Origin of the sequence: Cohnella sp. OV330 (assembly GCF_900112065.1) — a bacterium.
In the GTDB taxonomy this organism is placed as follows: domain Bacteria; phylum Bacillota; class Bacilli; order Paenibacillales; family Paenibacillaceae; genus Cohnella.
This window is the reverse complement of the sequence record NZ_FOKE01000003.1, coordinates 176,052-201,447: the sequence shown is the minus strand read 5'-3', so window position 1 is coordinate 201,447 and position 25,396 is coordinate 176,052. Positions and strand designations below refer to the sequence as shown.

At 58.8% G+C, this 25,396-nt stretch carries 17 protein-coding genes and 1 pseudogene; 10 read left to right on the top strand and 8 right to left on the bottom strand.

Annotation, left to right across the window (positions count from 1 at the left end):
- Positions 1-15 precede the first annotated feature (15 nt).
- Positions 16-900 (top strand): helix-turn-helix domain-containing protein, encoded by an 885-nt coding sequence (locus tag BM235_RS07965; protein ID WP_090111407.1) that lies wholly within the window; start codon positions 16-18, stop codon positions 898-900.
- Between the two features lie 116 nt (positions 901-1,016).
- Positions 1,017-2,309: a glycoside hydrolase family 27 protein gene (locus BM235_RS07960; RefSeq protein WP_090111405.1), complete on the top strand. Its 1,293-nt coding sequence runs from the start codon at positions 1,017-1,019 to the stop codon at positions 2,307-2,309.
- On the opposite strand, the gene aroC is transcribed toward BM235_RS07960, so the two are convergent.
- Complete coding sequence (gene aroC, locus BM235_RS07955; RefSeq protein ID WP_090111403.1) at positions 2,306-3,361, bottom strand: chorismate synthase; 1,056 nt, start codon at positions 3,359-3,361, stop codon at positions 2,306-2,308. The two genes, BM235_RS07960 and aroC, sit on opposite strands and share 4 nt — an antisense overlap.
- Positions 3,362-3,470: 109 nt before the next feature.
- Between aroC and BM235_RS07950 the strand changes: the two genes are divergently transcribed.
- Positions 3,471-4,352, top strand: a complete 882-nt coding sequence (locus tag BM235_RS07950; protein ID WP_090111401.1) for a LysR family transcriptional regulator — start codon at positions 3,471-3,473, stop codon at positions 4,350-4,352.
- A gap of 30 nt (positions 4,353-4,382) precedes the next feature.
- Here the strand turns inward: BM235_RS07950 and BM235_RS32915 are convergent.
- Together BM235_RS32915 and BM235_RS32910 are read right to left on the bottom strand one after the other, a co-directional pair.
- A pseudogene (locus BM235_RS32915) lies at positions 4,383-4,960 on the bottom strand (LysR family transcriptional regulator substrate-binding protein).
- A 146-nt stretch (positions 4,961-5,106) separates the two neighbouring features.
- Positions 5,107-5,289: a helix-turn-helix domain-containing protein gene (locus tag BM235_RS32910; RefSeq protein ID WP_369803486.1), complete on the bottom strand. Its 183-nt coding sequence runs from the start codon at positions 5,287-5,289 to the stop codon at positions 5,107-5,109.
- A 111-nt stretch (positions 5,290-5,400) separates the two neighbouring features.
- On the opposite strand from BM235_RS32910, the gene BM235_RS07940 reads away from it, so the two are divergent.
- Complete coding sequence (locus tag BM235_RS07940; protein ID WP_090112207.1) at positions 5,401-6,681, top strand: adenylosuccinate synthase; 1,281 nt, start codon at positions 5,401-5,403, stop codon at positions 6,679-6,681.
- Between the two features lie 13 nt (positions 6,682-6,694).
- On the opposite strand, the gene BM235_RS07935 is transcribed toward BM235_RS07940, so the two are convergent.
- From BM235_RS07935 to BM235_RS07920, 4 genes are all read right to left on the bottom strand, one after another.
- Positions 6,695-9,067: an alpha-L-arabinofuranosidase C-terminal domain-containing protein gene (locus tag BM235_RS07935; protein ID WP_255374202.1), complete on the bottom strand. Its 2,373-nt coding sequence runs from the start codon at positions 9,065-9,067 to the stop codon at positions 6,695-6,697.
- A 222-nt stretch (positions 9,068-9,289) separates the two neighbouring features.
- Positions 9,290-9,778 (bottom strand): DinB family protein, encoded by a 489-nt coding sequence (locus BM235_RS07930; RefSeq protein WP_090111398.1) that lies wholly within the window; start codon positions 9,776-9,778, stop codon positions 9,290-9,292.
- Between the two features lie 192 nt (positions 9,779-9,970).
- Entirely contained in the window at positions 9,971-13,348 is a 3,378-nt protein-coding gene (locus BM235_RS32840) for a fibronectin type III domain-containing protein (protein ID WP_158543695.1), read from the bottom strand.
- 320 nt (positions 13,349-13,668) lie between these two features.
- Positions 13,669-14,064 carry a (R)-mandelonitrile lyase gene (locus tag BM235_RS07920; protein WP_090111395.1) on the bottom strand — a complete coding sequence of 132 codons (396 nt, stop codon included), beginning with the start codon at positions 14,062-14,064 and terminating at the stop codon, positions 13,669-13,671.
- Positions 14,065-14,250: 186 nt separating this feature from the next.
- On the opposite strand from BM235_RS07920, the gene BM235_RS07915 reads away from it, so the two are divergent.
- From BM235_RS07915 to BM235_RS07890, 6 genes are all read left to right on the top strand, one after another.
- A complete protein-coding gene (locus tag BM235_RS07915; protein WP_090111393.1) occupies positions 14,251-14,799 on the top strand; it encodes a TetR/AcrR family transcriptional regulator in 549 nt (182 codons plus the stop codon).
- 104 nt (positions 14,800-14,903) lie between these two features.
- Positions 14,904-16,703: a sensor histidine kinase gene (locus BM235_RS07910; RefSeq protein WP_255374280.1), complete on the top strand. Its 1,800-nt coding sequence runs from the start codon at positions 14,904-14,906 to the stop codon at positions 16,701-16,703.
- The gene (locus BM235_RS07905; RefSeq protein ID WP_090111388.1) at positions 16,696-18,297 is read left to right on the top strand and encodes a response regulator; all 1,602 of its coding nucleotides are present in this window, start codon (positions 16,696-16,698) and stop codon (positions 18,295-18,297) included. The genes BM235_RS07910 and BM235_RS07905 overlap by 8 nt, the downstream gene beginning before the upstream one ends.
- A gap of 95 nt (positions 18,298-18,392) precedes the next feature.
- Positions 18,393-19,736 carry an ABC transporter substrate-binding protein gene (locus BM235_RS07900; protein WP_090111386.1) on the top strand — a complete coding sequence of 448 codons (1,344 nt, stop codon included), beginning with the start codon at positions 18,393-18,395 and terminating at the stop codon, positions 19,734-19,736.
- Between the two features lie 92 nt (positions 19,737-19,828).
- Positions 19,829-20,710 carry a carbohydrate ABC transporter permease gene (locus BM235_RS07895; RefSeq protein WP_090111384.1) on the top strand — a complete coding sequence of 294 codons (882 nt, stop codon included), beginning with the start codon at positions 19,829-19,831 and terminating at the stop codon, positions 20,708-20,710.
- A 13-nt stretch (positions 20,711-20,723) separates the two neighbouring features.
- A complete protein-coding gene (locus BM235_RS07890; protein WP_090111382.1) occupies positions 20,724-21,560 on the top strand; it encodes a carbohydrate ABC transporter permease in 837 nt (278 codons plus the stop codon).
- Positions 21,561-22,046: 486 nt separating this feature from the next.
- On the opposite strand, the gene BM235_RS07885 is transcribed toward BM235_RS07890, so the two are convergent.
- Positions 22,047-24,428, bottom strand: coding sequence for a DUF4832 domain-containing protein (locus tag BM235_RS07885; RefSeq protein WP_158543694.1), 2,382 nt, complete (start codon positions 24,426-24,428; stop codon positions 22,047-22,049).
- Positions 24,429-25,396: the final 968 nt, after the last annotated feature.

Below are 25,396 nucleotides of genomic sequence, written 5' to 3'. Positions count from 1 at the left end.
AAAGGAGACGATGAAATGACCGAAGCCGCCGAATACGGAACCTACGGCTTCCGCTTCGCCGATTCCCCCGAGCTGCCGCTTTGCGGCTTATTTGCGGTCGGACGGGAACGGGAGACCAGCGTTACGTATCGCTGGGACGGCCTGAAACGCGACGACGGACCACTCCTGCTCTTTCAATATACGCTGGCAGGCGAAGGCGCCGTCGAGATCGGGGAGCGCCGGGAAGACGTAGGCACGGGCTCGGCCTTTCTCGTCGAGATTCCCGGGGACCATTGCTACTACCTGCCTGCAGACAAGGCGGAATGGGCCTTTTATTTTCTGCTGTTCAGACCGCGCCTTCTCCTCCCCGCTTGGGAAGCGATCAAGTCCAAGCTGGGAGACGTCATCGAGCTGCCGGCGGGCAGCGCCCCCATCCGCAAGCTGCGGGCGATCTTCGAGGAAGCGCGCGACGGCAAGATAACGGACCCGTACACCGCCTCCTCCCACGTCTATCAATTCGTCATGGCGCTCGCCCGCTTCGCTTCCGCTCCCGATCGGGAGCGGGAGGCTTGGCCGGATACCGTCCGCGCGGCGGTCCGCTACATCGACGCGAACTACGCCAAGATGGTCGGCCAATCGCAGCTGGCCGCCGAGTCGGGCTTGTCCAAGTATCACTTCCTTAGGACTTTCTCGCGTTACGTCGGCCAGACACCCAACGATTATTTGAACCGCGTGCGGATCGAACGCTCCGTCGAGCTGCTCGGCCGGACCGATTGGAGCATCGAAGCGATCGCCTCCGCCGTCGGATATTCGAGCGGCAGTTATTTTATCAAAGTGTTTCGCAGGCTGACCGGTCAGACGCCCGGCCAGTATCGCGAAGGCCGTCAGCTCCCGTACAGCCGGTTGTTCTACGACTCATAACGAGCAGCAATTTTGTGCTATCCATCGTCCAAAATTACGGTTTTCAGCAAGTCCCGGCGGCATTATGATGAGGACACAACCGCAATTATATCTCTTCGGATAGGGAGTGTCTCCGCTTGAATCATCATCTGATCGCCCCGACGCCGCCGATGGGCTGGAACAGCTGGGATTGCTACGGCGCCGCCGTGACCGAAAAAGAAATCCGCGCCAATGCCGACTACATGGCCAAGCACCTGAAGGACTTCGGCTGGGAATACGTCGTAGTCGATATCCAGTGGTACGAACCTGGCGCCGTCTCCTCGCAATACCGTTCGTTCGTGCCGCTCGAGATGGACGCGTATTCGCGGCTGATGCCCGCCGCGAACCGGTTCCCCTCCGCTGCAGACGGCCAAGGCTTCAAGCCGCTCGCCGATTACGTTCATAGCCTCGGACTCAAATTCGGAATCCACATCATGCGGGGCATCCCGCGCCAAGCCGCGCATGCCGCTACGCCGATCAAAGGCACATCCGCCACCGCGCGCGACATCGCGCATCCGAACTCGATCTGCCCGTGGAACACCGACATGTACGGCGTCGACGCATCCAAGGAGGGCGCGCAGGCCTACTACGATTCGCTGTTCGAGCTGTATGCGCAGTGGGGCGTCGACTTCGTCAAGGTGGACGATATCGCCGCATCCCGGCTGTACGATACGCATCTGCCGGAGATCGCGATGATCCGGGCGGCGATCGACCGCTGCGGACGGCCGATGACGCTGAGCCTGTCGCCGGGACCGGCGCCGATCGCGCACGCCGATTTCCTGGAGGCGAACGCCAACATGTGGCGGATGACCGACGACTTCTGGGACCTATGGGAGCTGCTGCTCGACATGTTCGACCGCTGCGAAAAGTGGCAGGGCCGGACGGGACCGGGACATTGGCCGGACTGCGACATGCTGCCGCTCGGGCATATCGGCATCCGTTCGGTCGACGGCGGCGGCGCGGACCGCTGGACGCGCTTCACCAAGGACGAGCAGGTGACGATGATGACGCTATGGACGCTGTTCCGCTCTCCCCTGTTCTTCGGCGGCGAACTGAACGACAACGACGATTGGACGCTGTCGCTGCTCACGAACCGCGACGTGCTCGCGATGCATCGCGACGGGACGGACGCCAGGCTGGTGTCGCGGGACGGCGACCGCATCGTCTGGACGTCGAACGGGCCGGACGGCGTGCGGTATGTCGCGTTGTTCAACACCGGCGACGCGCCTCTGCAGGTGGACGTCGCACTGGAAGCGCTCGGCTTGAGAGGAGGCTCCGACACTACGGTGTTCGATATGTGGGCTTCGTCGGCGCTTGCGCCGGTCGGGGAGCAGCTGGAGCTGGAGGTCGCGTCGCATGGCGCGAGGCTGGTGAGGCTGAGCTCGCGCTAATCTAATAAAGCAGCCTGTCTCTTGTAATGATCTTCGATGACCATGCACGCCATTGCTTCGATTACAGGCACGATCCGAGGACAAATGCACGGATCGTGCCTGCCGATCGTCGAGATGTCCCGCTCCCGGCCTTCTGCGTCAACGGTCCTTTGCGCGAGGGAGATGGATGACGTGGGCTTGACGACGACGCGGAACACAATATCCGAACCGGTACTGATGCCGCCGACGATGCCGCCGGCATGGTTGGTCACAAATCCGTCTGCATCCATCTGGTCGTTGTGCTCGCTTCCTCGCATCGAAGCGGCTTGAAAACCCGCTCCGAATTCAATCCCTTTGATCGCGCCGACGGACAACATCGCCTTCGCTAGTTCCGCGTCCAATTTGTCAAACACAGGCTCCCCAAGCCCCGCCGCGACGCCGCCGATCCTGCATTCCACGATGCCCCCGCAGCTGTCCCCTTCATCAGCTAATCGTTCAACGCGTTCGATCATGCGTACCGCCGCTTCAGCGTCGCACGCTCGCACGATATTGCGATCGATCGCATTCGCGTCGAATGTCTCGCACCGGATGCCGCCGATCTCAGTCGTATACGCCAGAATAGACACGCCTCTTCGCTCCAACAGCTTGCGCGCAACTGCCCCGGCCGCCACCCGCGCTGCCGTTTCTCTCCCGGAAGCCCTGCCGCTCCCTCTATAGTCGCGAAAGCCGTACTTCATATCATAAGTAAAATCGGCATGACCGGGCCGGTACATCGACTTGATATCGTCGTACGCCGAAGGGATCATATCCGTATTGTTGAGCATGATGCACAAAGGTGTCCCTGTCGTTCGCCCTTCAAAGACGCCGGACAGGATGCGAATTTTGTCATATTCCTTTCTTGGGGTCGTGACCGAGGACTGACCCGGCCTCCTCCGGTCCATTTGAACCTGGATATAAGCCTCGTCAAGCTCAACGCCCGGCGTAACGCCTTCCACAATGACGCCTACGGATACTCCATGCGACTCCCCAAACGTCGTCATTTTCAAGCGTTCCCCGAATGTACTTCCAGCCATGCCGCCGCCTCCCGACGCGTTAAGATTCCCTCTCTATGAGTTTAGAGATATACTTGCAATAAATGAAATCAGAAAAATCGGCGTTTGCCATAGAGAGGATCGATATCACATGATCGCGAATATGGAATGGTATCGCGTTTTCTTACAGGCCGCAGAGACCGCCAATCTAACCAAAGCCGCGCAAAGCCTTCACATGACGCAGCCTTCGGTAAGCTATGCGATCAAGCAGCTGGAAGAGGCACTGGGAGTTGTCTTGTTTGACAGGCTGTCCAAAGGGGTCCGGTTAACTTCGGAAGGACAAGCCTTGTACCGATATATCCGGCACGCATTTACTGAACTTGATTCGGCAGAGCATCATATGAAGCAGTTGAAGCAATACGAGGAGGGCCGGCTGCGGATCGGTGCGAACGGAGCGATCATTAAAGACTTTCTACTCCCCTCGCTAGACGCCTTCCACGCCCGATATCCCGCTATCCGTATTCAATTGTCGCAAGAACGGACCAGCCGCATTGTGGAAAGGTTAAAGGAGGGTTCGCTAGACTTGGGCTTCGTTCATTTGCCCCTCGAGGACGAAGAGATCAAGGTAGGCGCCTCTCATGCTTCGCCCTATTGTGCTGTAGTAGGAAAAGTTCATGCCGATTGGGCCAAGGAGCCGCTGTCGATGGGACGGCTAGCGGAGCTCCCCCTTCTGATGCTGTCTCCCGGCAGCTCGACCCGGCTGTTCATCGAAAGCTGGCTCCGATCGCATGGGATCGAGGCGGAGGCCGACTTCGAGCTGAGCAGTCTTGAGATGCTTGCAGAATTCGCGGAGCGTGGTTACGGAGTGGCCTTCGTGCCAAAAGCCTTCATCGCTTCCCGCGTTGCAAGCGGCTCGTTGCTGGAGCTAAACACACAAGTTCCGCTGCCGGCAAGGCACTTCGGAATGGCCTCGCGAAAGGATTCGGCGCCTTCGCTCTCAGCCAAAGCCTTTATCGAAATGCTGGATCACTGACGTCTCCCCCCGTTGGACAAACCGAGTGCTTCAATCGGCCCCAGCCTTTTTTTCATCGAGCAAGAGGGCGATAAACGCCTTGCCTGCCGCGGACACAGATCCGTTTTTTAGCGTCGCGATGCCGATCCGTCGAGAGGGAACCGGAGGCTCGAGCGCCAGTTCGACGAGTCGGCCTGCAGCAAGCTCTTCCAAGACGTATTCTTTGATCACAAAAGCGAGTCCAAAACCGCTCTTCGCAAACGCCGCCAGAAGATCGAGACTGCCCAGCTCAAGTTCAGGCTGTAAAGTCTCTCCGTGCGCATGCGCATAGGCATCGAGATATTGCCGCGTCGTCCCGCCCGGCTCAAGCAGCAAGAGCGGGTAATCGCGCAATTCGGCCAGTAAAAAAGGCGCCCCTCCAAGTCCGAAAAGGCGCGCCCGGCAACAAGGCAGTCATGGAGTTGCATGCTATCCCGGACGTCGATCGCCGGATCGGATGCCGGCAGGCTGATGATGCCAAAATCGATACGGCCTTCCTTCAGTAGCTTTACCGTCTCCGGCGACGTCCTGTTCGTCACGCTGATTCGGATGCCCGGATACTCCCTGCGGAACCGTTCTAAGTACGGCAACAGGTAATGATGGCATAAGGTATCGCTCGCCCCGATATGGATCTCCCCACTGCTCAATCCATGCCTTTCCGCTAATTGCCGCTCCGCGCTCTCGATCGCGAGAAAAGCGACTTCCAGGTGCCGCAGCAACTCTTGTCCTTCAGCGGTCAGTTGAACGCCTCTTGAGGTGCGAAAAAGAGCTGTCCGCCCAGCTTGCTCTCGAGCAGCTTCAGTGTGTGGCTCACTGCCGGCTGCGTGATGTAGAGCCGTTCGGCGGCTCGGGACAGGCTGCCCGTCTTCGCTGTCCAGAAAAACACCCGGTACCAGTCCAAGCTGATATCCTGATCCACATTCATTACCTCACTTTATATCTTATATTACTAAGATCAATTTTATTGATATCAATCCTCCAAGTATACTCAAAGACGTAAAACCACTACAAGATGGAAGGCGTGAGCATCGTGAGTGCGACGGCGATCGTTGGGGCGAACTGGGGCGACGAAGGAAAAGGAAAAATAACGGATGCCATGGCGGCGGATTCGGCGTTCGTCGTAAGGTTTCAAGGCGGTAGCAATGCCGGTCATACGATTTTGAACGAATACGGCAGATTTGCGCTGCATATGCTGCCTTCCGGCGTGTTCCATCCGCAGGTCACGAATGTGATCGGTCCGGGCGCCGCGCTTGACGCCGAGACCCTCTTAACAGAACTGGCGGAGCTAAAAGCCGCGGGCGTTCCTGCGCCAAAGCTTCGCGTGTCGGATCGCGCGCAGCTGGTTTTGCCGGTGCATCGGGCTTTAGACGGACTGGAGGAGGATCGGCTCGGCAGCCAGGGATTCGGTTCTACCCGCAGAGGGATCGCGCCTTTTTATTCGGACAAATATGCGAAGCTGGGCATTCAAATGTCGGATCTATTCGATGCGGATCGGCTGCGGATGCGGTTGGAAAAAAGCTTAACGGCGAAAAACGTGCTGCTGGAAAATCTGTATGGCGCTCCGACAGTCGAAGCTGCGAAGGTAATGCCGTCGCTGTTGGTGCTTGCAGAGAAGCTGCGTCAGTACGCAGACGACACGACCGTGCTTTTACAGGAAGCTTATGAATCGGGAAAAACGATACTGCTCGAAGGTCAGTTAGGCGCACTGCGAGACCCCGACCACGGCATCTATCCGTTCACGACGTCGTCTTCGACGCTGGCCGGCTATGCTTCTGTCGGTGCCGGATTGCCGCCTTACGCCATTACCAACATCATCGCCGTCGTCAAAGCCTATTCCAGCTGCGTTGGGGCTGGGCCGTTCATAACCGAGCTTCATGGCGAGGAAGCAGAGACGCTTCGTCGACTTGGGGGCGACTCGGGCGAGTACGGCGCCACCACCGGCCGACCGCGCCGCGTCGGTTGGTTCGATGCGGTAGCGACGCGATACGGCTGCCGGCTTCAAGGCACGACGACGATCGCACTGACGAATATGGATGTATTAGGTTATTTTCCTGAAATTCCGGTATGCATCGGTTACCAGCTGCCGGAGGGCGTAACGAAGCATTTTCCCGTGTCCGCCAAGCTAGACGAAGCCCAGCCCGTATATCGCATGCTCCCCGGCTGGAACTCGGATCTCTCCGGCGCACGCCATTTGTCGGAGCTTCCGGCCGCAGCGCGCGGCTATATCTCCTTCGTTGAAGAGACGGCCGGCGTCAAAGTCGGATGCGTGTCCGTAGGGCCTCGAAGAGAGCAGACAATATGGATTAACTAGGAGGGTAGCTTGATTACCCCCGCACCCTAATAACCGTCACCGAATGCTTAGGAAATTCGTACGCGAATGCCGGCCCCTCGACCGTGAGGTTCTTCGTGCGCGGCGCGATCTTGGCCGGTTGTTCGAACGAATTCTCGTCTTCGAGATCGTAGCCGCTCAGTTCATGAACTTCCGCGACGAGCGCACGGTCGCTTGCCACGCCCTCGAACGCTAGCTCCACCGTCTCGGACGCGCCGCGGACGTTGACGATCTTCACGATCGTGTCGCCCGTCGCTTCCTCCAAGCTCGCCGAATAATAGAGAGGCTCGATATACGGCATATGGTCCTCGGTCTCCGCGACGACGACTCCGTCAATGGAGGCGACGATTTTTCTCCCCGTAACGCGAAGCGCTAGGTCGTACTCCACGCCGTTCTGTACTTCGAACAAGCTTTGGGTCAGTACCGAACCTCTGCCGCCGACTACGGCGTGGATCATGGAATCCTGGTTCTGCCAGCCGCCGATGTCCCACTGCAAATGATGCCGGTCGTCGGCCCACCCGAAGTAAATGGCGAATCCCCATTGACCGCCGCCTGTCTTCTTGGCTTTGAGCGACAGCGTATAATCCTCCCAATCGGTGGCGCCCAGCATGGCGGTCTGCTTGTCGCCCGCGCCCGTCCGGTCAAGCGCCGTATCCGCAAAGGAGAGGGTCTCGCCCGTCGCATGGTTGATAAAGCGGATCGAGGTGTACTCGACCGCGTTCGCGTTCGCGCCAAGCCCGAACTTGCCGCGGATGGGCGTCGCTTCCCGAATAGGCTCGGGCGCCTTCATGCCGGCTGCCTCGATGGGAAGCAAGTAGTCGCCTTGATGGCGCATGAACAGCTGCTGAACGTAATAATTAGCGGTTCCGAACGCCTCGTGGTTGTTGAACCAGATCAGATCGGGCTTCCAATTCACGTAATCGACGTTGCAAAGCAGCGGCGCATAACACGCCAAACCGACCGCATGCGCATTCCGCTCGAGTCCCGTCATGAAGGCGGCCTCGGCCAACGCATTGTAATAGGCATTGCCCCACGAAGCGTATTCGCCCAGGAACACCTTCGGATCGTCCGCCTTGAAGCTGTCGTACCGGCGGACATTGGCCAAAAACCACTCCGGCGACTGGTAGTAATGCTCGTCTACCAGATCCGATTTGTGCTCTCTGGCAGAACGCCAGCCGCGTTCGTATTCGCCGCCCGCAGCGAAGGGGCCGCTGGAATTAATGATTTTTATCGCCGGATGCTTGTCCTTGATGGCCCGGTGGAAGTGCGCATACCGTTCGAAAAACGGCGCGCCCACCTCTTCGTTCCCGATGCCGATGTATTCGAGATTGAAGGGCGCCGGATGGCCGAGCTTCGCGCGGAGGCTCCCCCATTCGGTAGACGAATCGCCGTTCGCGAATTCGATCAGGTCAAGCGCATCGTCGATCCACGGGCCCAGCTCCGCGATCGGCACGATTCGCTTGTGATGCGGATCGTAGCCGGCCGGCAGGATCGGTATCGGCTTCGCCCCGATATCTTCGCAGAACTGAAAATACTCATAGTAGCCAAGTCCCAGCGTCTGATGATACCGCCAGTTGTTGCGTCTGGAGGGCCGCTGCGCGACGTCGCCGATCGTGTTTTTCCACCGGTACATCGAATCCCGGTCCTCCGCATTCAGCGAACCGTCGTGCACCAGGCAGCCTCCCGGAAACCGCATGAACTTCGGCTTCAGATCGGCCAATAGCTGCGCGATATCTTCACGAAGCCCGTTCGGCCAGTCGCGGAATGTCTTCGCAGGAAACAGGGACACCATATCCAGATACAGCCTCCCCGTTCCTTGGGTCAGGATCGTCAACCGGCTGCCGAAGTCGGTGGCGCGCGCAGTCAGCGACGCCTCGTACCGCTTCCAGTCGGAGGAATCGACCTGGATGGCCGCCTCCGCATGGACCGATCCGTCTTCGCCCTCGACCGCGATACGCACGGGCTCCTCAAAGGAGGCATCCCGCCGCGCATAGACAGAAAACCGATACTGCTCGCCGGCTCGAACGGGTATGCCGTTATTGAAGCCCAGATTGGTAAGGCCGACGCCTTCTCCTCCCTGCTTGATGTCGATGACCGCATAGTGGGTATTGCGATCGTTGATCGGATACGCCTGTTCGACGGCGAGGTCCGCTTTGCCCGCCCCGCGCTCGATCTTCTCCCAACCCGTCAGCGCGCGATAGTCCGGATGATCGATCGGATCGAACTCGAAGGAGCGATTGCGGACAAGCTCGGCATACAACCCGCCGTCCGCGGCGTGATTGAGATCCTCGAAAAAGATGCCGAAAAGATCGCTCAGCGGCGCTCCTTTTTGCCGTGTTTTTACCGTCAATCTGCCTGGAATAGTCAACTTCGATTCGCTCCTTTGTGTCATTCGCCGCATGCAACGCGTGTTCTGTATCAATAGAATCTCATCTTTATTTCGCACCGTAAATGATCGATGATCGAGAAAAACCTGACCGATGATGCGAAATTTAATGGCATGAAAAGACAAATGGCCCATGCCGTCCGACTGGACGACTGGGCTGTCGTGAATGTCTCATTTGAGAGGCAAGCGAGAAAGGCGGCGGGTCTAATGCTCGTCTGCGCTCGGGCCGTAAATGCCGGGAATCGGCACGTCGAGCACGCGGAGATAGACCGTCAATTGCCCGCGATGATGATAGCAGTGGTTAAGAAGCGTCGAACGGACCTGCTCGTATCGCGAGGTCGAGGCGATCGCCTTGCCGCCCAGCGTCCAGCTGAAGGGCTGCTGGAGATCATCGTCGCTCCACTCGCGGATCTTGCCGGCCGCTGCCGCCGTGGAACGCTCCAACAGCGCCAATATTTCCGGGACGGATTCGGCTTCGGGCAGCGGAACGGTCGGAACTTCATGCGACGAGGAAGCCAGCATCGCGGCCACAGCCTCGGACAAGCCGGCCAAATGCAGGGCAAGCTGTCCCAGCGACATGGATTTGGCATGCGGTCTCCAGGCCAGGCTTGCTTCGGGTATAATCTCGATGAGACGGCGGGTAGACGCCGCCTCACGGTGCAGCTCTTCCTTTAACAGCTTGATCAGGCTCATGAATCATTCCTCCTTTGTCATAGTCCGATTATAAGCCCAGCCCGGGCGAGCCGTTTCTTTCAGATTGCTCGATTCAAAAAAAGCGCCGCGCTCGGATGCTTCGCGCAGAAAACAAGCCGAATCCGCCCGAAGGCAGAATTCGGCTAGTTCGGCAAATTCGCGTAAACATGCGCGGTTCTTCGATATCGGAGATCAGCTCGTGAACAATCTGCCGGTCGGTACGACCTGTTTGGCCTGCGACGCGCTGGACCAGGAAAGCTTGGCGTGCGCGTTGCCGCCGTTCTCGAGATACTCCATGACGATGTCGTACTTCGTGCCTGCGGTCAGCGTGATCGTGGCGCTCAGCTCGCCGTTCATGGATACCCAGTTGTTGATCAACTGCTGGCCGTTCACCCACAGGCGGACGCCATCGTCCGTATCGGTGTAGAACGTGTAGGTCTCCGAATACTGCGGCTGCACTTTGCCCGTCCAGCGAATCGTGAACCATTCGCCCGGCACGTCGCCGGTCGGCCGGCCGTCGCCCCAGTCGAAGTCGATCGTCGCGTCGGTCCGCGTCATCGCCAGCGTGCCGAAGTTGCCTGCGTAGTAGGTGCCGATCAGGCCGTTCGTCGGCGTGGAGCCGGCGTTCGTCGTCACGTTCAGCGCGCTGCTTGCCGCAGAGAGGTTGCCAGCGGCATCCTTCGCCTTGACGGTGAACGTATATGCCGTACTCGCGCTCAGCCCGCTGACGGTATACGTCGTCGCGCCCGTCGTGGAGCCGGCCAGGGTGCTGCCGTTGTAGATATCGTAGCCCGTGACGCCTACGTTGTCCGTCGACGCGGTCCAGGACAGATTCACGCTGGACGACGTCTTGGACGGGGACGTCAGACCGCTCGGCGCCGTCGGCGCCTGTGTGTCGGAGGAAGCGTTCGTCGTCACGTTCAGCGTGCCGCTCGCCGCCGACAGATTGCCCGCGGCATCCTTTGCCTTGACGGTGAAGGCATATGCCGTGTTCGCGCTAAGGCCGCTGACGGTATACGTCGTCGCGCCGGTCGTCGATCCGGCGAGGCTGCTGCCATTGTAAATGTTGTAGCCCGTGACGCCCACATTGTCCGTGGACGCGGTCCAGGACAGGTTCACGCTGGACGAGGTCTTGGACGGGGACGTCAGGCCGCTTGGCGCCGTCGGCGCCTGCGTGTCTCCGCCGCCGCCTGCCAGGTTCACGTCGCAGGTCTTGTATTGACCTGGGGCAGGGTCCGTGCCGAAAGCGTTGTTGGAGCACATGACCGAATTCGTGTAGGTTCCGTAGGCGTAGCTGCCTGCGGCGCCGTAGCGCACCTGCTTCGTGCCGGAGAACGAGCACAGGTTGTTTTCTCCGGCGCAGTTCACCCAGTTCGCGGCCGGATCGGTCGTCACCGTCAACGTATTGCTGGCGGCCGACAGGTTGTTCGACGCGTCCTTCGCTTTGACCGTGAACGAATAGGTCGTGTTCGTCGACAAGCCGGTCAGCGTGACGGTCGTAGCAGTCGCGCCGGTCGTCGTGCCCACCAAGGACGTGCCGTTGTAAATGTTGTAGCCGGTGACGCCCACGTTGTCCGTCGAGCCCGTCCAGGACAGGCTGACGCTCGTATCCGTCTTCGCCGGGGAGGTCAGGCCCGACGGCGCGGTCGGCGCCTGCGTGTCGCCGGCATCCGTCGTGACGTTCAGCGTGTTGCTCGCCGCAGACACGTTGCCCGCGGCATCCTTTGCCTTGACCGTGAAGCTGTATGCCGTGCTAGGGGTGAGTCCCGTCACGGTATAGGTCGTCGCGCCGGTGGTCGAGCCGACCAACACGCCGCCTTTGTAAACATCGTAGCCGACGACCGCGACGTTATCCGTCGATGCCGTCCAGGAGAGAGTGACCGTCACGTTGGACTTGGACGCAGCGCTCAGGCTGCCCGGCGCGGACGGCGCCGTCGTGTCGGGCGGTCCGGCGTTGACCGTGACCGTCTGCTCCTTGACGCTCGCGCGGCCGCCGTTGTCCCAGACGCCCAGGATGACTTTGTACGTGCCCGCCTTCTGATACGTGTACGTCGGGCTGGCCGTCGTCACCGGGATGCCTTCGCCGAGATCCCACAGGTTCTCGACGATCGTGCCGTTGTCGGTCGACGTATTCGTGAACGTGATCGGCTGGCCGAGCTGCACCGTGAGCGGCGCGGTGAAGTTCGCGACCGGCTTCGGATCGGAGAAGCCGCGGCTCGTCAGCTGCGTGTTCGTGCCGTTGCCGCTGACCGTATTCCCGCTCCACTCCAGATCCGCCGCGGACGACGGATATTGGTCGATCGACGGACCGGCGTTTCCGGTGATCGTATTATTAATAAAGCTGATCCGGTCGGTGCCGGTGGCCGTCGTGATCTCGATCGCCTTGCGGCCGTTGTTCAAGATCTGGTTGCCGTCGAATACGATGTTCTTGGTATCGCCGTGAATTCGGACCGCGTTGCCGTCATAACCGGGATAAGCGGCGGCAGGATTGCCCGCTGCCCCGTTTTTCCACGTGTTCTTGTAGAAATATTGATATTGCTCCGTCTGGCCGGTCCCCGCGCCCTGGAGCTGCATGCCCCACATGACGATGTTCTGGACCGTATTGTAGTTCCACAGCTGGTAGCCGGTGCCCGGCGACTGCTGCATGCCGACCTGCTGACCGCCGTCTACGAGATTGCCCGACGTGACACCGTGATCGACCATCACCTCAAGGCCCATGTTGCCCACTGAACCGTCGTTCGCCTTGACGACATTGTTGCGGACGGCGATGTACTTGGAACGCACGGCGCTGATCCAGTGGTCGACGTTGTTATTCTCGATAATGGAGTAGTCTGCGTTCGTATGCAGCTCGATACCGAGCCCTTCCATCTTTTTGCCGGTACCCGTCACTGTATTGCCGCGTACGACCGCATAGGCGCTGTCGTCGTTGACGAAGATGCCCCCGCGTCCGGTATTGGCGATCGTATTGTTCTCGATGAGGGCATAGCTGGAGCCCCAACCGACGCGGACGCCGCCGCCCCAATCGGAGTTCACGCCCGTATTCGTTACGATGTTGTCCGAGATCTCGAGATGCGTGGAGCCGATTCCGTACAGCGCGAACGGACCGAAGCCCGCGGATGCGGCCAGGTCCTTGACCCGCAGATGACGCATCTTATTGCCGTCGCCCGACTCGGACGTGATGGCCGACAGCAGCGTCGTGCTGCCGTTGCCGTCTAGCGTCATGTCCGCGATCTCCGCGTTCGACACGTTGTGCAGGTAGAAGAATTTGTCGAAAGAGGAGCCCGACGTCATCTTTACGGTCGTCGAATCGCGTCCCGCGCCGGCGATCTTGACGCCGGTCTTGCCGTTCACGTTGGCGGATAAATAATAAGTGCCGGCAGGGAGATACACGGTATCGCCGACGGCCGCCGAATTGACGGCGTTCTGAATCGCCGTCAGATCGTCCGCCGTGTCGCTTCCGCTCGCTCCGAAAGCGGTTACATTTATCGTCGCGGCAAAAGCGCTCGGCGCCGGTATGACCGGCACGACGATCGCCGCCGCGCATATCAAGCCGAACAATTTGGACTTCATGGTGCCTGTCCGCTCATTCCTAGGCATTTCTCGCCTCATCAGTTCGTTCCCTCGCTTCGTTAGAGTCATATGTTGTTGCGGTTGGGACTGTCCTGCATGTTGCTTGCGACAAATCGACTTTACACCCCCCTCCGAGATTCAGTTTGACATTTAAATGCGCAAAACGTAACTATGAATAACGACAAAAGGTATGAGGCTCCGCTGTGAAAGTTGTATATTCCTGCACCCTATCCAAATCGGCAGTAGGGGGAAAGCTCGCAACGGCGAAGCAGGAAAAACGAGGAGCGGCCGATTGCCGTCCTCGTTTCAGTCGCTGCGTCTTAACCCTCGTACTGCTCGTCGCTCACATGCTCCAACCATTCGACCGCTTTGCCGTCAAGCCGCTCCTGAATGGCGATATGCGTCATCGCCGTCGTCGGCGAAGCGCCGTGCCAGTGCTTCTCGCCGGGCGGGAACCAGACGACGTCGCCGGGACGGATCTCCTCGATCTCGCCGCCCCAGCGCTGCACTCGTCCCGCGCCAGCCGTCACGATCAGCGTCTGTCCGAGCGGATGCGTGTGCCATGCGGTCCGCGCCCCCGGCTCGAACGTCACGCTCGCGCCGGCTCCCCGAGCGGGCTCGCCCGCTTCGAACAGCGGATCGATGCGCACCGTGCCGGTAAAATAATCGGAAGGTCCTTTGCCGGAAGGCTGCGACCCTACTCTCCTGATTTCCATGCGTCATTCCTCCGTTCGAATTGTATTCTTTTCCATAACCTAATCGAAACATTTCGAATAGTCAACTCATGTCTATTATTATATAATCGAATTCATCGGTTTCAATGGTCAATCCGCCGGGATCTGTTCATTGATGAACGCATCTGCGAAAAGTGTTAAGTATGTCGGAAAGCTAGGTGAACGACGATGGTTAAAGTGGATCGGAGAATCGCGAAAACGCAGGAGGCTTTGAAAAAAGCCGTGATCGAGCTGATGACCGAGAAAAATTTCGACGACATCACCATTCAGGAGATCGCGGACCGGGCCGACGTAAATCGCGGCACCATATACCTTCATTATCAGGACAAATTCGACCTGCTGGATCGGCTCATCGAATCGCACCTGAATGAAATGGGCGAAATGGACGAATGGGCATGCGAATTGGAATGGAAGGACGCGCTCGTCCCTTATTTTGAATATTTCGAGAAAAATTATTTGTTCTTCTCGACCATGCTGGCTAGCAAGGGCGCCCCGTCGTCGTTCCGAACCCGGCTGCTCACTTCTTTTATGGAAGGCTTCAAATACGAGATCGACCGGGATAGCGGCAGAAATACGAATCTGACGGACGATGTCATGCTGCAGTATGCCGGGACCGCCTATGTCGGCATCATTGAATGGTGGATCAAAAACGGCATGCCCCATCCGCCGCGAGTCATGGCCGAGCAAGTCGGAACGCTGCTGGGGAGAAGTCTGTAGACGGCCGGAAGGCACGCACGCCCATAAGCGCCGCCCTTCGGCGCCCCCCCATTTTGCATGGATCGATACGCTACTGGACCCGGGAGTGAGCTGCCTTGCTTTCCATGCTTCGCACGTTAAATAGTTGGGTCCGCGACCGGCGGATCCGCACCAAGATCATGCTCGTTTATTTGCCGCTGCTCGTGTTGCCCTTTATCGTGCTCGGGTACACCGCAAACGCGACGTATTCGAAAATCATCGTAGAAAAGACGGCCAATTCGTTTGCCGACAATTCGGCGCTGATCATTAATCGCCTAAGCGGCATGCTGGGCAATCTGGACAGCTGCGCCAATATGCTGTCCTTGAATCTGAATCGTGCCGTAGCCGGCAAGCCCGCTTCGGACGAAGGCTTCGATCTGCCTCGCTATACGGCGATCACGACGCAGCTCAGCCTTGCCCGCCTCGTCTTCCCGGACGTAGACTCCGCTATTTTCGTCGACGCCGGCGGCAGGACGTACGGCTCTCATCCCCGGCTCGAGACGCAAAGTGCTTCCGAAGAAGCGCTTCTTTTGTATGGGGATCTCGATCGGACCAACGGCATTAACGTATGGCTCCCCATGCGCGAACGCAAGGGGTGGGCGGTCGACCCCGACGTCCCCCTCCTTACCGTGGGAAAGAAGATCGTCGACATCAATACAGGCACGACGCTCGGCGTTTTGTTTCTGAATATGGAGGAGAGCCGGATTTCCGCCGTGCTCAGCGCCATGAACGCCGAGCCTTCCGCCAGCTATTTTATCGCGGACGCCGGGGGAAGCGTCGTATCCTCCGCGCGCGAACCGCTCCTGCGCCCGATCGCCGATGTCGGCCTGCGCGAATGGGTCAACGCGCATGTCACGGCATCCGGAGTCGAACGGATCGGCGGGGAGCGCATGCTGCTTGCCATTCGCGGCTTTCCGCAGCTCGGCTGGAAGCTCGTCAGCGCGACCCCGCTTCAATCGCTCACCACGGATCTGGACCGTATCCGGCAAACCCTTTGGATCATCGCGGGGATCTGTTGTTTTTTTGCCGTACTCGGCGCACTGCAGCTATCCAAGCGGATCGCGAATCCGATCGTACGGCTCGCCAGAAGCATGAAGAGCTTCCAGGAAGGGGATCTGGACACCCGGCTTAACGTCGAATCGCGCGACGAGATGGGGTTGTTCGCTACCGGCTTCAACGAGATGACGCGCCGCGTCAAGGCGCTGCTGGACAACGTTCAGACGGAACAACGGAAAAAACGCGAATACGAGCTGGCGCTTTTTCAAGCGCAAATCAAGCCTCATTTCTTATATAACACGCTCGATGTCGTCTATGCGCTGACCGAGATGGGCCGGGCGAAGGAAGCCCAACGGGCGACCAAGGCGCTGGCGGACTTTTACCGCGGCACGCTCGGCCGAGGGCGCGAAATGATCACGATCGGCGAGGAACTGAAGATCTCCCGCGATTACTTGGCCATCCAGCATATCCGGTACGCGGACGTCTTCTCTTTTGAAATCGATGTGGATCCCGACATTGCGGGCTACCCGATTCTCAAGCTCACCGTCCAACCGCTGATTGAAAACGCCATCTACCACGGTCTAAAGCTGAAGCCGTCCAAAGGCATGCTGCGCGTGCTCGGATTCAAGGAGACGGACTGCATCGTGCTCCAAGTCATCGACAACGGCGCGGGCATATCCGCCGAGCGGCTGCCGACGCTTTTGCGGTCCGCCGAAGCGGACACGGACGGATCGTACGGCCTGCGCAACGTGAACGAACGCATCCGGCTCTCTTTTGGAGAAGCCTATGGACTTCAAATCGACAGCAGCGAGGGCGTGGGCACGACCGTGACGATCCGGCTGCCTTTCATTCTTCCCGATCACGCCGAAGGAGCGACCGACCATGATTAAAGTGATGATCGTCGACGACGAGCTTATTTTTCGAGATTATCTGAAAGTCGTGCTGCCATGGGAGGAATACGGCTTCGCCATCGTCTCCGAAGCGCGAAACGGCGTAGAAGCGCTGGAAGCGGCCACAGCTCGTCTGCCGGACATTGCGCTGGTCGATATTAACATGCCTTTTATGGACGGCCTGGAATTAACGGCTCACTTAAAACAGCTGAATCCGGATATCGGCATCGTGCTCGTCACGGGGCACAATGAATTCGAATATGCGCGCCGCGCGCTCAAGCTTGGCGTCGAAGATTACGTGCTGAAGCCCTTTTCCAAGGATGAATTGCTGCTGACGCTTCTCAAGCTGCAAAGCAATATCCATAAAGCGTTGGAGGAACGCGTCACCCAGCGCGAGAACGACAATCTGCGCAAGGAAGCCTTTTTGAATCGGCTGCTGTCAGGCGAGCCGGTCCGCGAAGACGACGCGCGGCGCGAGCTTTCACGCCTTGGATTCCCGCCGGCCTCGGGCGCCTTTCGCGTCGCCTGCATCGAGATCGATCGGATGGACGCGCGTTGGAGCGATACGAACGATCGGGGACTATGGAAGTTTGCCGTGGCGAACATATTGGGGGAAACGATCGACGCGCCGGGCAATCAAATGATTTTTAACGGCCCCGAAGGACGCATCATCTGCGTCTACGAGCCGGAGGGCGCCGATGCGGCCGACGTCGATTATGCGGCAGGCTTCGAACGGTTGCGCGCGCTCATTCTTAAATATCTCCGGTTCGAAGTCACGATCGGTCTTGGCACGCTCCACGGCGCACTAGGCTATGCGGGTATTAGGCAATCCTATGCGGAAGCGCTCGAGGCGCTGCGGCACAAGTTCGTGATCGGGAACGGACGCGTCATTACTTACGATTCGGTAGAGGCGGGATCCTGGGAAGACGTGGCGGACTTGCTCAACGCGCAGATTAACGAAGAGCTGCTCTTATCGCTGCGCAAGACCGACGGGGACGCCGCCGAACAACTGATTCGCGCCGTCTTTTCGGGTCTCCGTACCAAGCAGGTGTCGATCGAATATGTCTATACGGCTTGCATGGGCCTGGTCTCCGACTGCCTGTCTGCGCTCTCGGAGCAAGGACATCCGATCGAAGATTGCTTCGGCGAACACTTTTACCCGTACAGCGAGATTACCGAGCTGCCTTCGCTTGAGGAAGCCGAGCGCTGGATTCTTAAGCTTTATTCGGACGCCATCCAATATATGAAGCTGCACCGCCAGACCAAGTCCGGCCATATCGCCGAAGCCGCGCTTCAGATCATCGACGAGCGGTATGCCGAACCGGAGCTCCGCGTGGAGACGATCGCCCAGCAGGTATTTATCAATCCCAGCTACCTGAGAAGCCTCTTCAAGAAGGTTCACGGCATGACCGTCACGGATTACTTGACGCAGAAGCGCATGCAGCAAGCGCGCGCGCTGATCCAGGAAGGGACGCGCAAGCTGTCCGACATCGCCGAGAGCGTCGGCTATTCCGATCCCGCCTACTTTAGCCGGGCCTTCAAAAAGTTCTTCGGCAAATCCCCGAAGGAATTCGAACCAAACAAGCGCGGATAGTCCAAATCCGTAGCGTTCCGTCCATTCAGATCGAAACGGCGCCCCGCTATACTGAGAACAGCTTAACTTGAACATTTCCACGGGGGGTTCCATCCATGAAAAAAGCTCTCGCCCTTGGCATGACCGGTCTGATGCTGTCGACCGCACTGGCCGCATGCGGGTCCGGCAACAAAGAAAATCAGGCGTCGGAAAGCGCGCCGGCCAGCCAGCCGGCCTCGCAAGCGGCAGGCAGCGCAAGCGCCGGCGCGCCTGCCGAAAAAACGAAGCTGCGGGTGTACGCGCAATACTCGGACGACGACACCAAAGGCTATTACGACTATGCGGTCAAAGAACTTGCCAAGGAAATGCCGAACGTCGAGCTCGAGCTCGAGATTCAGGCGCAGGACGACGGCCAGAAGCTTAAAACCTACGCCGCGACGGGAAATCTGCCGGACATTTTTAATACCGGACTGGATCAGATTAACGTGTTCCGCAAATCCAACAACATTCTCCAGCTCGACGAGTACGTGGACAAGTTCGGCTTTAAGGACAAAATGCAGCCGAGTACGCTCAATACGCTCTACACGGACGACCAGCACGTTTACGCCTTCCCTTATGCAGGCAACGAGTTCATGCTGATCTTCTATAACAAGGAGCTGTTCCAGCAAAACGGGCTCGAAGTTCCCAAGACGTTCGACGATCTGAAAAAGGCGGTCGATACGTTCAAGGGCAAAGGCATCACGCCGATGTCGATCTTCGCGAAGGAAAAATGGCCCGACGTCGGCTTCTACGATATGTTCGCGACTCGCTACAATACGGGCGGCATCAGCGCTCTCGACAAGGGCACGGCGAAAATCACGGATCCGGGCTATAAAGAAGCCGCGCAGAACATCATCGATCTGGTGAAGGCCGGCCTGCTCGCGAAGGGCTCGACGAATATGAACTATGACCAGGCTGCCGCGCTGTTCCACGAAGGCAAAGCCGCCATGTTCATCAACGGACAGTGGGAGATCGAAGCTTCGACCAAGGCGCTCGGTGACAAGGCAGGTTATATGTACTACCCGGCATCGGACGCGGCCACTTACGAGAAAAACAAGTTCGCGTTCAGCGGCGGCGGTACGCCGGGCGGCTTCGCAGTATCCGCCAACACGAAAAACAAAGATCTGGCGGCCGAAGTCGCAAGCCTCCTGGCACTGAAATACGCCGAATTCAAGTACACGGAAAAAGGAAGTCCCATCGTCTCGACCAAAGTCGACAAGCCGGTCGTCAAAGCATTCGACCCGATGATGGAGACGCTGGCGAAGGACATCCCGAACATCACGAGCACGACGGCCTTCGCTTGGGGACTGTCTAACGCGAAGTTCAAAGCGGCGATCGAGGATGCTTCCCAGAACTTGCTCAGCGGATCCTCCTACACGGCAGATCAATTTATCGAGGACGTGGCTGCGGGTCTGAAGTAAGCGGTACGTATCGACTTCATGGAAGGGAGCCATTTATGCGGTCCGCCCGCGATAAATGGCTCTCTCTATTGGAAGAGCAAGGAGGGAACCTGATGAATCGATTTCTTGGAAACAAGGGCGCGATCGCGCTGTTCACGCTGCCGACGCTGCTTCTCTTTACCGTCATCGTATTTTGGCCGATTTTGCAAGTGTTCTATCGGAGCATGTACGAGTGGGACGGCTTGACCGTCGGACAGTTTATCGGCCTGGACAACTTCGCGCGCATGTTCGGCGATCGGCTATTTTACACCTCCCTGTACAACGGCCTGATCTTCGCCGCCGTGCTTGCGGTACTGCAAATCGGCATCGGCACGATACTGGCGCTGACGATCGCCGGCACGGCCGTGAAGGGCAAGAAGTTTCTTCGGATCAGCTATTTTATCCCCGTCGTGCTGTCGGTGACGGTCGTCTGTCAGCTGTGGCTGGCGATGTATAACGGGGAATACGGACTTATCAACAAAATATTCGAGGTACTCGGCTTATCCTACCGCCAAGACTGGCTGTCCGACGGGAAGACTGCGATCTACGCGATCGCGATCGTCAACGCTTGGCAGTACATGGGCTACCACTTCGCCCTGCTGCTGGCCTCTGCCCGTTCCATTCCCGAACAATATCTCGAAGCCGCCCGGATCGACGGCGCGGAACGCTGGAAAGCCCATTGGAAGGTCACCATCCCGCTCATGGCGGAAACGTATAAATTCTGCTTCGTCCTCGCGATTACCGGCGGCCTTAACGCCTTCGCCAACATGTACATCATGACCAGCGGCGGCCCCGGCACCGAGACCTATACGCTCACTTACATGATGTACCGATCCGCTTTCCGCGTCGGAGAATACGGCTACGGAAGCGCCTCGGCGGCGTTCCTCGTTATCGAGTGCCTCATCGTCACGTTCGCCATCAACAAGCTGATCGCCCGCGAGCGAATCGTGTACTAGAAGGAGGCGCCCCATGTTAAAAAGAATTCGCAAAAAGCAACCGGTCTTCCAGCTGTTCTTATGGGTTTACGCCCTCATCTCCCTCTATCCGTTAGTGTGGATGCTGTTCTATTCGCTCAAAGACAACAACGAGATTTTCGTCACCAACCCGTTCGGCTTCCCGACCCATCTCCGATTTGAAAATTACAGGGCGGCCATGTCGCAATTCAACGTCCCCCAGTACTTTCTCAACAGCGTGCTCGTATCGGTCGCGACGGTCGTCGGCACGATCGCGCTGGCGATCATGTTCGCCTACTCGGTCGCCCGGCTGCGTTGGAAGGGCAAAACCGCCGCGCAAATGTACGTCGTCATCGGGATGTTCGTGCCCGTGCAAGTCATCATGATTCCGCTAGCCATCCTGGTACGCGATTTTCATTTGACCAACACCTATTTGTCGCTCATCCTTCCCTACATCGCGTTTAACGTGTCGTTCGCATCCATGGTGTTCTACGGATTTTTCCGCACGATCCCGAACGATCTCGAGGAATCGGCTTGCATCGACGGCGCTACGATCTATCAGACGTTCCGCATCGTCATGCTGCCGCTCGTCAAGCCGTCCATTGCGACCATGGTCATCTTTGTCTTCCTGGCGGCGTGGAACGAGTTTCCGATCGCGCTGATGCTGATCTCCAAAGAGACGCTCAAAACGCTGCCGCTCGGCCTTCTTTTCTTCCAGGGACAATTCACGACCGATTGGGGCGCCATGGGTGCGGCCATGATGATCGCGTCCCTTCCGACCGTGCTCATTTACGTCTTTTTCAGCGAACAGGTGGAGAAGGCCATGACCGTCGGTTCGGCGGTAAAAGGTTGATTGCAGTCCTGCGCTTGCGAAACGGGTTTGCGAAACGCAAGAAAACCGTCAGGGGAGATCGATCGTTGATCGCCCTGACGGTTCTTTTAAATTCGGTGGATATCCGAACTCGATTCGCGCGGATCGCCTAGCGATGGCTCATCCGACAGCCGTTCCGATGGGCCTGCTTATCGTCGCCAGCGGATAAGTGCACGGGATCGTCGCCCGCGTCGACCCTTCGCCGTAAAACCTGCGAATATACATCTATTTTTGCCGATGTCGACCCTTTTGGACATAAAAGATGCAAAAACGCAGTTATTTTCCTCTACCGGCCGGATTTCCGGCATGTGCTTTGAATTTACCTGCATATTTGCATGCATTTCATCCGATGTCTCGAGTCGGTTGAAAATACATGTACAGATGCCGTTTTTTTGACCCGCCGTCCGCATGCTACCTGTCCACGATTCGCTGCCTCCCGAGTCGGGTTGCCGTTTTTTTGAAACAAGCCTATTCGAACCGGATCTCGTCGATCGTAAAGTTGCCCGAGAATGCGCCGTGTTTGAACTTCCTCGCCGTCGACTTGTCGAAGCCCGTGAAGTCGGCCAGCGGGATACGGATCGTCTGATAGGCGGTCGTCGCGGTGACGGTCTTCGTCCCCTTGGCTCCTCCAGCATCCCACATCGTCACATTAAAGGAGGCGCCGTTCGTGGTGCTCTTGACGACGTATACAAGGTACGTATAGGCGGACAGGTCGACGTTCGTCTCGGCGGCGCTGAACGTGGCGTCCCACCAGCTGACGCCGCTGAGCGTCAGCTCAGAGCCGTTGCTCGAACTGGTGCCGTCTCCCCAATAGCCGCCTCCCATATCGTTTTTCAGCAGCGTATTGTACTGGGAAGCATTGTCGTAGTTATCGAAGATGAGCGGCGGCGTGCCGCCTCCCCCGCCGTTAGCGCTTAGTACGATACGGTCGAAGTCCGGCGCATAGCCGGTCGGCTGCGAGAACAGCAGCGCGTTGGCGCCCGCCTGCAGATGCACGGTCGTCGTCTTCGCCGCGACCGTCGTCCAGCCGCCGGAGCTCGGGAAGCTGATCGACGCGCCCGCGCCGCCGTTCACGCTGAGCGAGGCCGAACGGCTCGCGTCGCCGTTCAGGTAGTAGATCGTCAGCGTATAATCGCCGGCGGCAGGCGCGGTGACGCCGTTGAACCGCAGCGTGCCGGTGCCATTGCCCACGTAGCCGACCTTGTTCCCGCCCGAACAGGTCGCGCAGCTCGAGACGGCGGCTGGGCTGACGAGCGTGTTGCCCGAAGCTTCCGCTTCATAGGAGGTCGTGCCGGTCGGCGGTGTTGGCGTTGGTGTCGGTGTCGGTGTTGGCGTTGGCGTTGGTGTCGGCGTTGGCGTCGCCCCGCCCGTTAAAGGAGGGTCGGCCAGCGTCGTGGACGTCGTGGCGGTCGCGGTAACATGGAAGCCAGACAGCGTCAGCCACCCGCTGCGGTTCGCGTCCTGCCGCGTGTTCGCAAAGCGAAGCGCCTTGCCGTTCGATAGCGGGTTGACGACGCGCATGACCAGCTTATAGTCGCCGGCAGGGAGATTGTGGCTCGCGCTGAAGGCAAAGCTATAATCCGAGCCGCCCGGCTGCACGCTTTTCAGATTCCAGCTCGCCGTGCCGAGCGACTTGACCCAGACGTCGGAGGCGTTCAGCACGCCGAATTCGACCGGCCAGTTGTAGTAGAACGGCGCCACGCCCTTGTTCTGCAGCTTAACGTTGACCGTCAGCGAGGAGGCCGGCGAATCGGGCAGTTGCACGCCGGAGTTGTACAGCGTGTAGCCCAGCATCTTGTGCGCCCGAAGCGCATTGGCCGTGGCGGTCGTGCTTGGAAGAGTTGATTTGTACACCTTATCGTACATGAGCCAGGAGGCGTGCGTCGTCTCGACCGAGGTCTGGAAGTTCTGGCCGTTCTGGTTGGGCCAGGTCTGCCAGAAGCTCGTATCCTGCTGGAGCGGCGGATAGAGCTCGCCCCCGATCGGATGCGTCTGCCAAATGTTCTGCAGGTTGTTCTGGGTGATCAGACTCCAGAAATCCCACGTCGTCTGGGTCAACGTCTCCCAGGCGAACGAATCGTCATGATAGCCAAAGGCGTTTTTGAGCGTCGCCGTGCTCGCGGAGTACGGGTAACGGGCCAATACCTGCGTCGTGTGAAATGCGTCCTTGAACGCCGTCAACAGACCGTCCATATTCGTTTGGTTCATCTGCCAGTCGTTCGGGGCGGCATTGTAGGGCCACGTATGCCACTCGCCCCAGAAGCCGTACAGTCCCGCCGTCACGAAGCCGATCCGCGAATCGCCGTCGTAGCGGGCGCCGAGCGCGGCGACGAACTGGCGCAGCGCCGTGTTCAGATTGGCGTCGTTCCAGTCGGGCGCCAGGCTGTGCGTCGACGTGTCGTGGTTGCCGTTCTGGTCGTAATCTCGCGTCAGCAGACCGCCGTTGATCAGAAACTGCGGAATGCCGGTCGTGCGCCCCGGATAGTCGACGTATACGCGGAAGGCCGCCTGGTTGCCCCGGCTCGCGATATCGTTCAGATAGGCGTCCAACGGCGCCCAATTGTACGTGTTAGGGCCTGTCATGAGATCCCGCAGCGATACGTAGAACCACTCCATGCTGTGCGGGAAGCTGTTATTCGGATCGACGCTTTCCGAGGGCTGCTTAGAGAAAGGCAGGAAGCCCTTCAGCGGGTTTTGCTCCAGCCCCAGCTTGTTCGGGTCGTACGTCTGGGCTTGCCATTCGCCCGAGGCGGCGACATGAGGCAGCCGGAGGTTCATGAACAGCATCGTACCGACCAGGACAAATACCATCATGATGAGCGCCGGCCTTGCGGGTCTTGCGTTCGACATTACATCGTTCACTCCTGTTCGCATGGGTTATGTTGCCGAAGCGACCGGCGAGCCTGCCCGCCGTCCCTGCTCCTCGCCCCCTCTCCGGCGCGGCCACGCGTCTGCGTCCAGATCGCAACGCCAACGTACGGATCCGCACCGCATAAGACTCCGCAAGCGATCGTAAGCGCTTACGATATCATCATAAATCACGCGTTTTGCGCGTTGATAGGCCCCGATTTTAAGATCGAAACCAGATTCTTTAGATCCGCTATCCAGGATCGGGCGTTGCCTGGCAAACAAAACAAAGGCTGTCTCTCGGGTCACTTTAGGACCTTTAGAAACAGCCAGTTGCCGGGTGTAGGAGATCGCTGGATTGCTGGGTTGCCGGCAACCGCACACCCAGGCTTGTTCTTCGACTCGGTTTTGCGGCCCTCGGGAAGCCTGTCGCCTGCTATACGGGGGCGTTGCTGGCATTCCCGGCCACAAAAGATCCATCGCCTTCACTACGAGAGGCGATGACGGTTTTGCGGGCCGCGGAAGGTCCATCGCCTTCACTACAAGAGGCGATGCTGGCTTCGCCGACCACAAAAGGTCCATCGCCTTCACTACGAGAGGCGATGACCGTTTTGCGGGCCCCGGAGGGTCCATCGCCTTCAGTACGAGAGGCGATGACGGTTTTGCCGGCCGCGGAAGGTCGATCGCCTTCACTACGAGAGGCGATGACCGTTTTGCGGGGCGCGGAGGGTCCATCGCCTTCAGTACGAGAGGCGATGACCGTTTTGCGAGGCGCGGAGGGTCCATCGCCTTCACTACGAGAGGCGATGACGGTTTTGCGGGCCGCGGAGGGTCCATCGCCTTCACTACGAGAGGCGATGACGACTTCTACGTCCGCCCCAGGCCCAACGCCTGCTATTTAGCAGGCGATGCCGACTTCTCCGCCCACCCCAGGCCCAACGCCTGCTATTCAGCAGGCGATGCCGACTTCT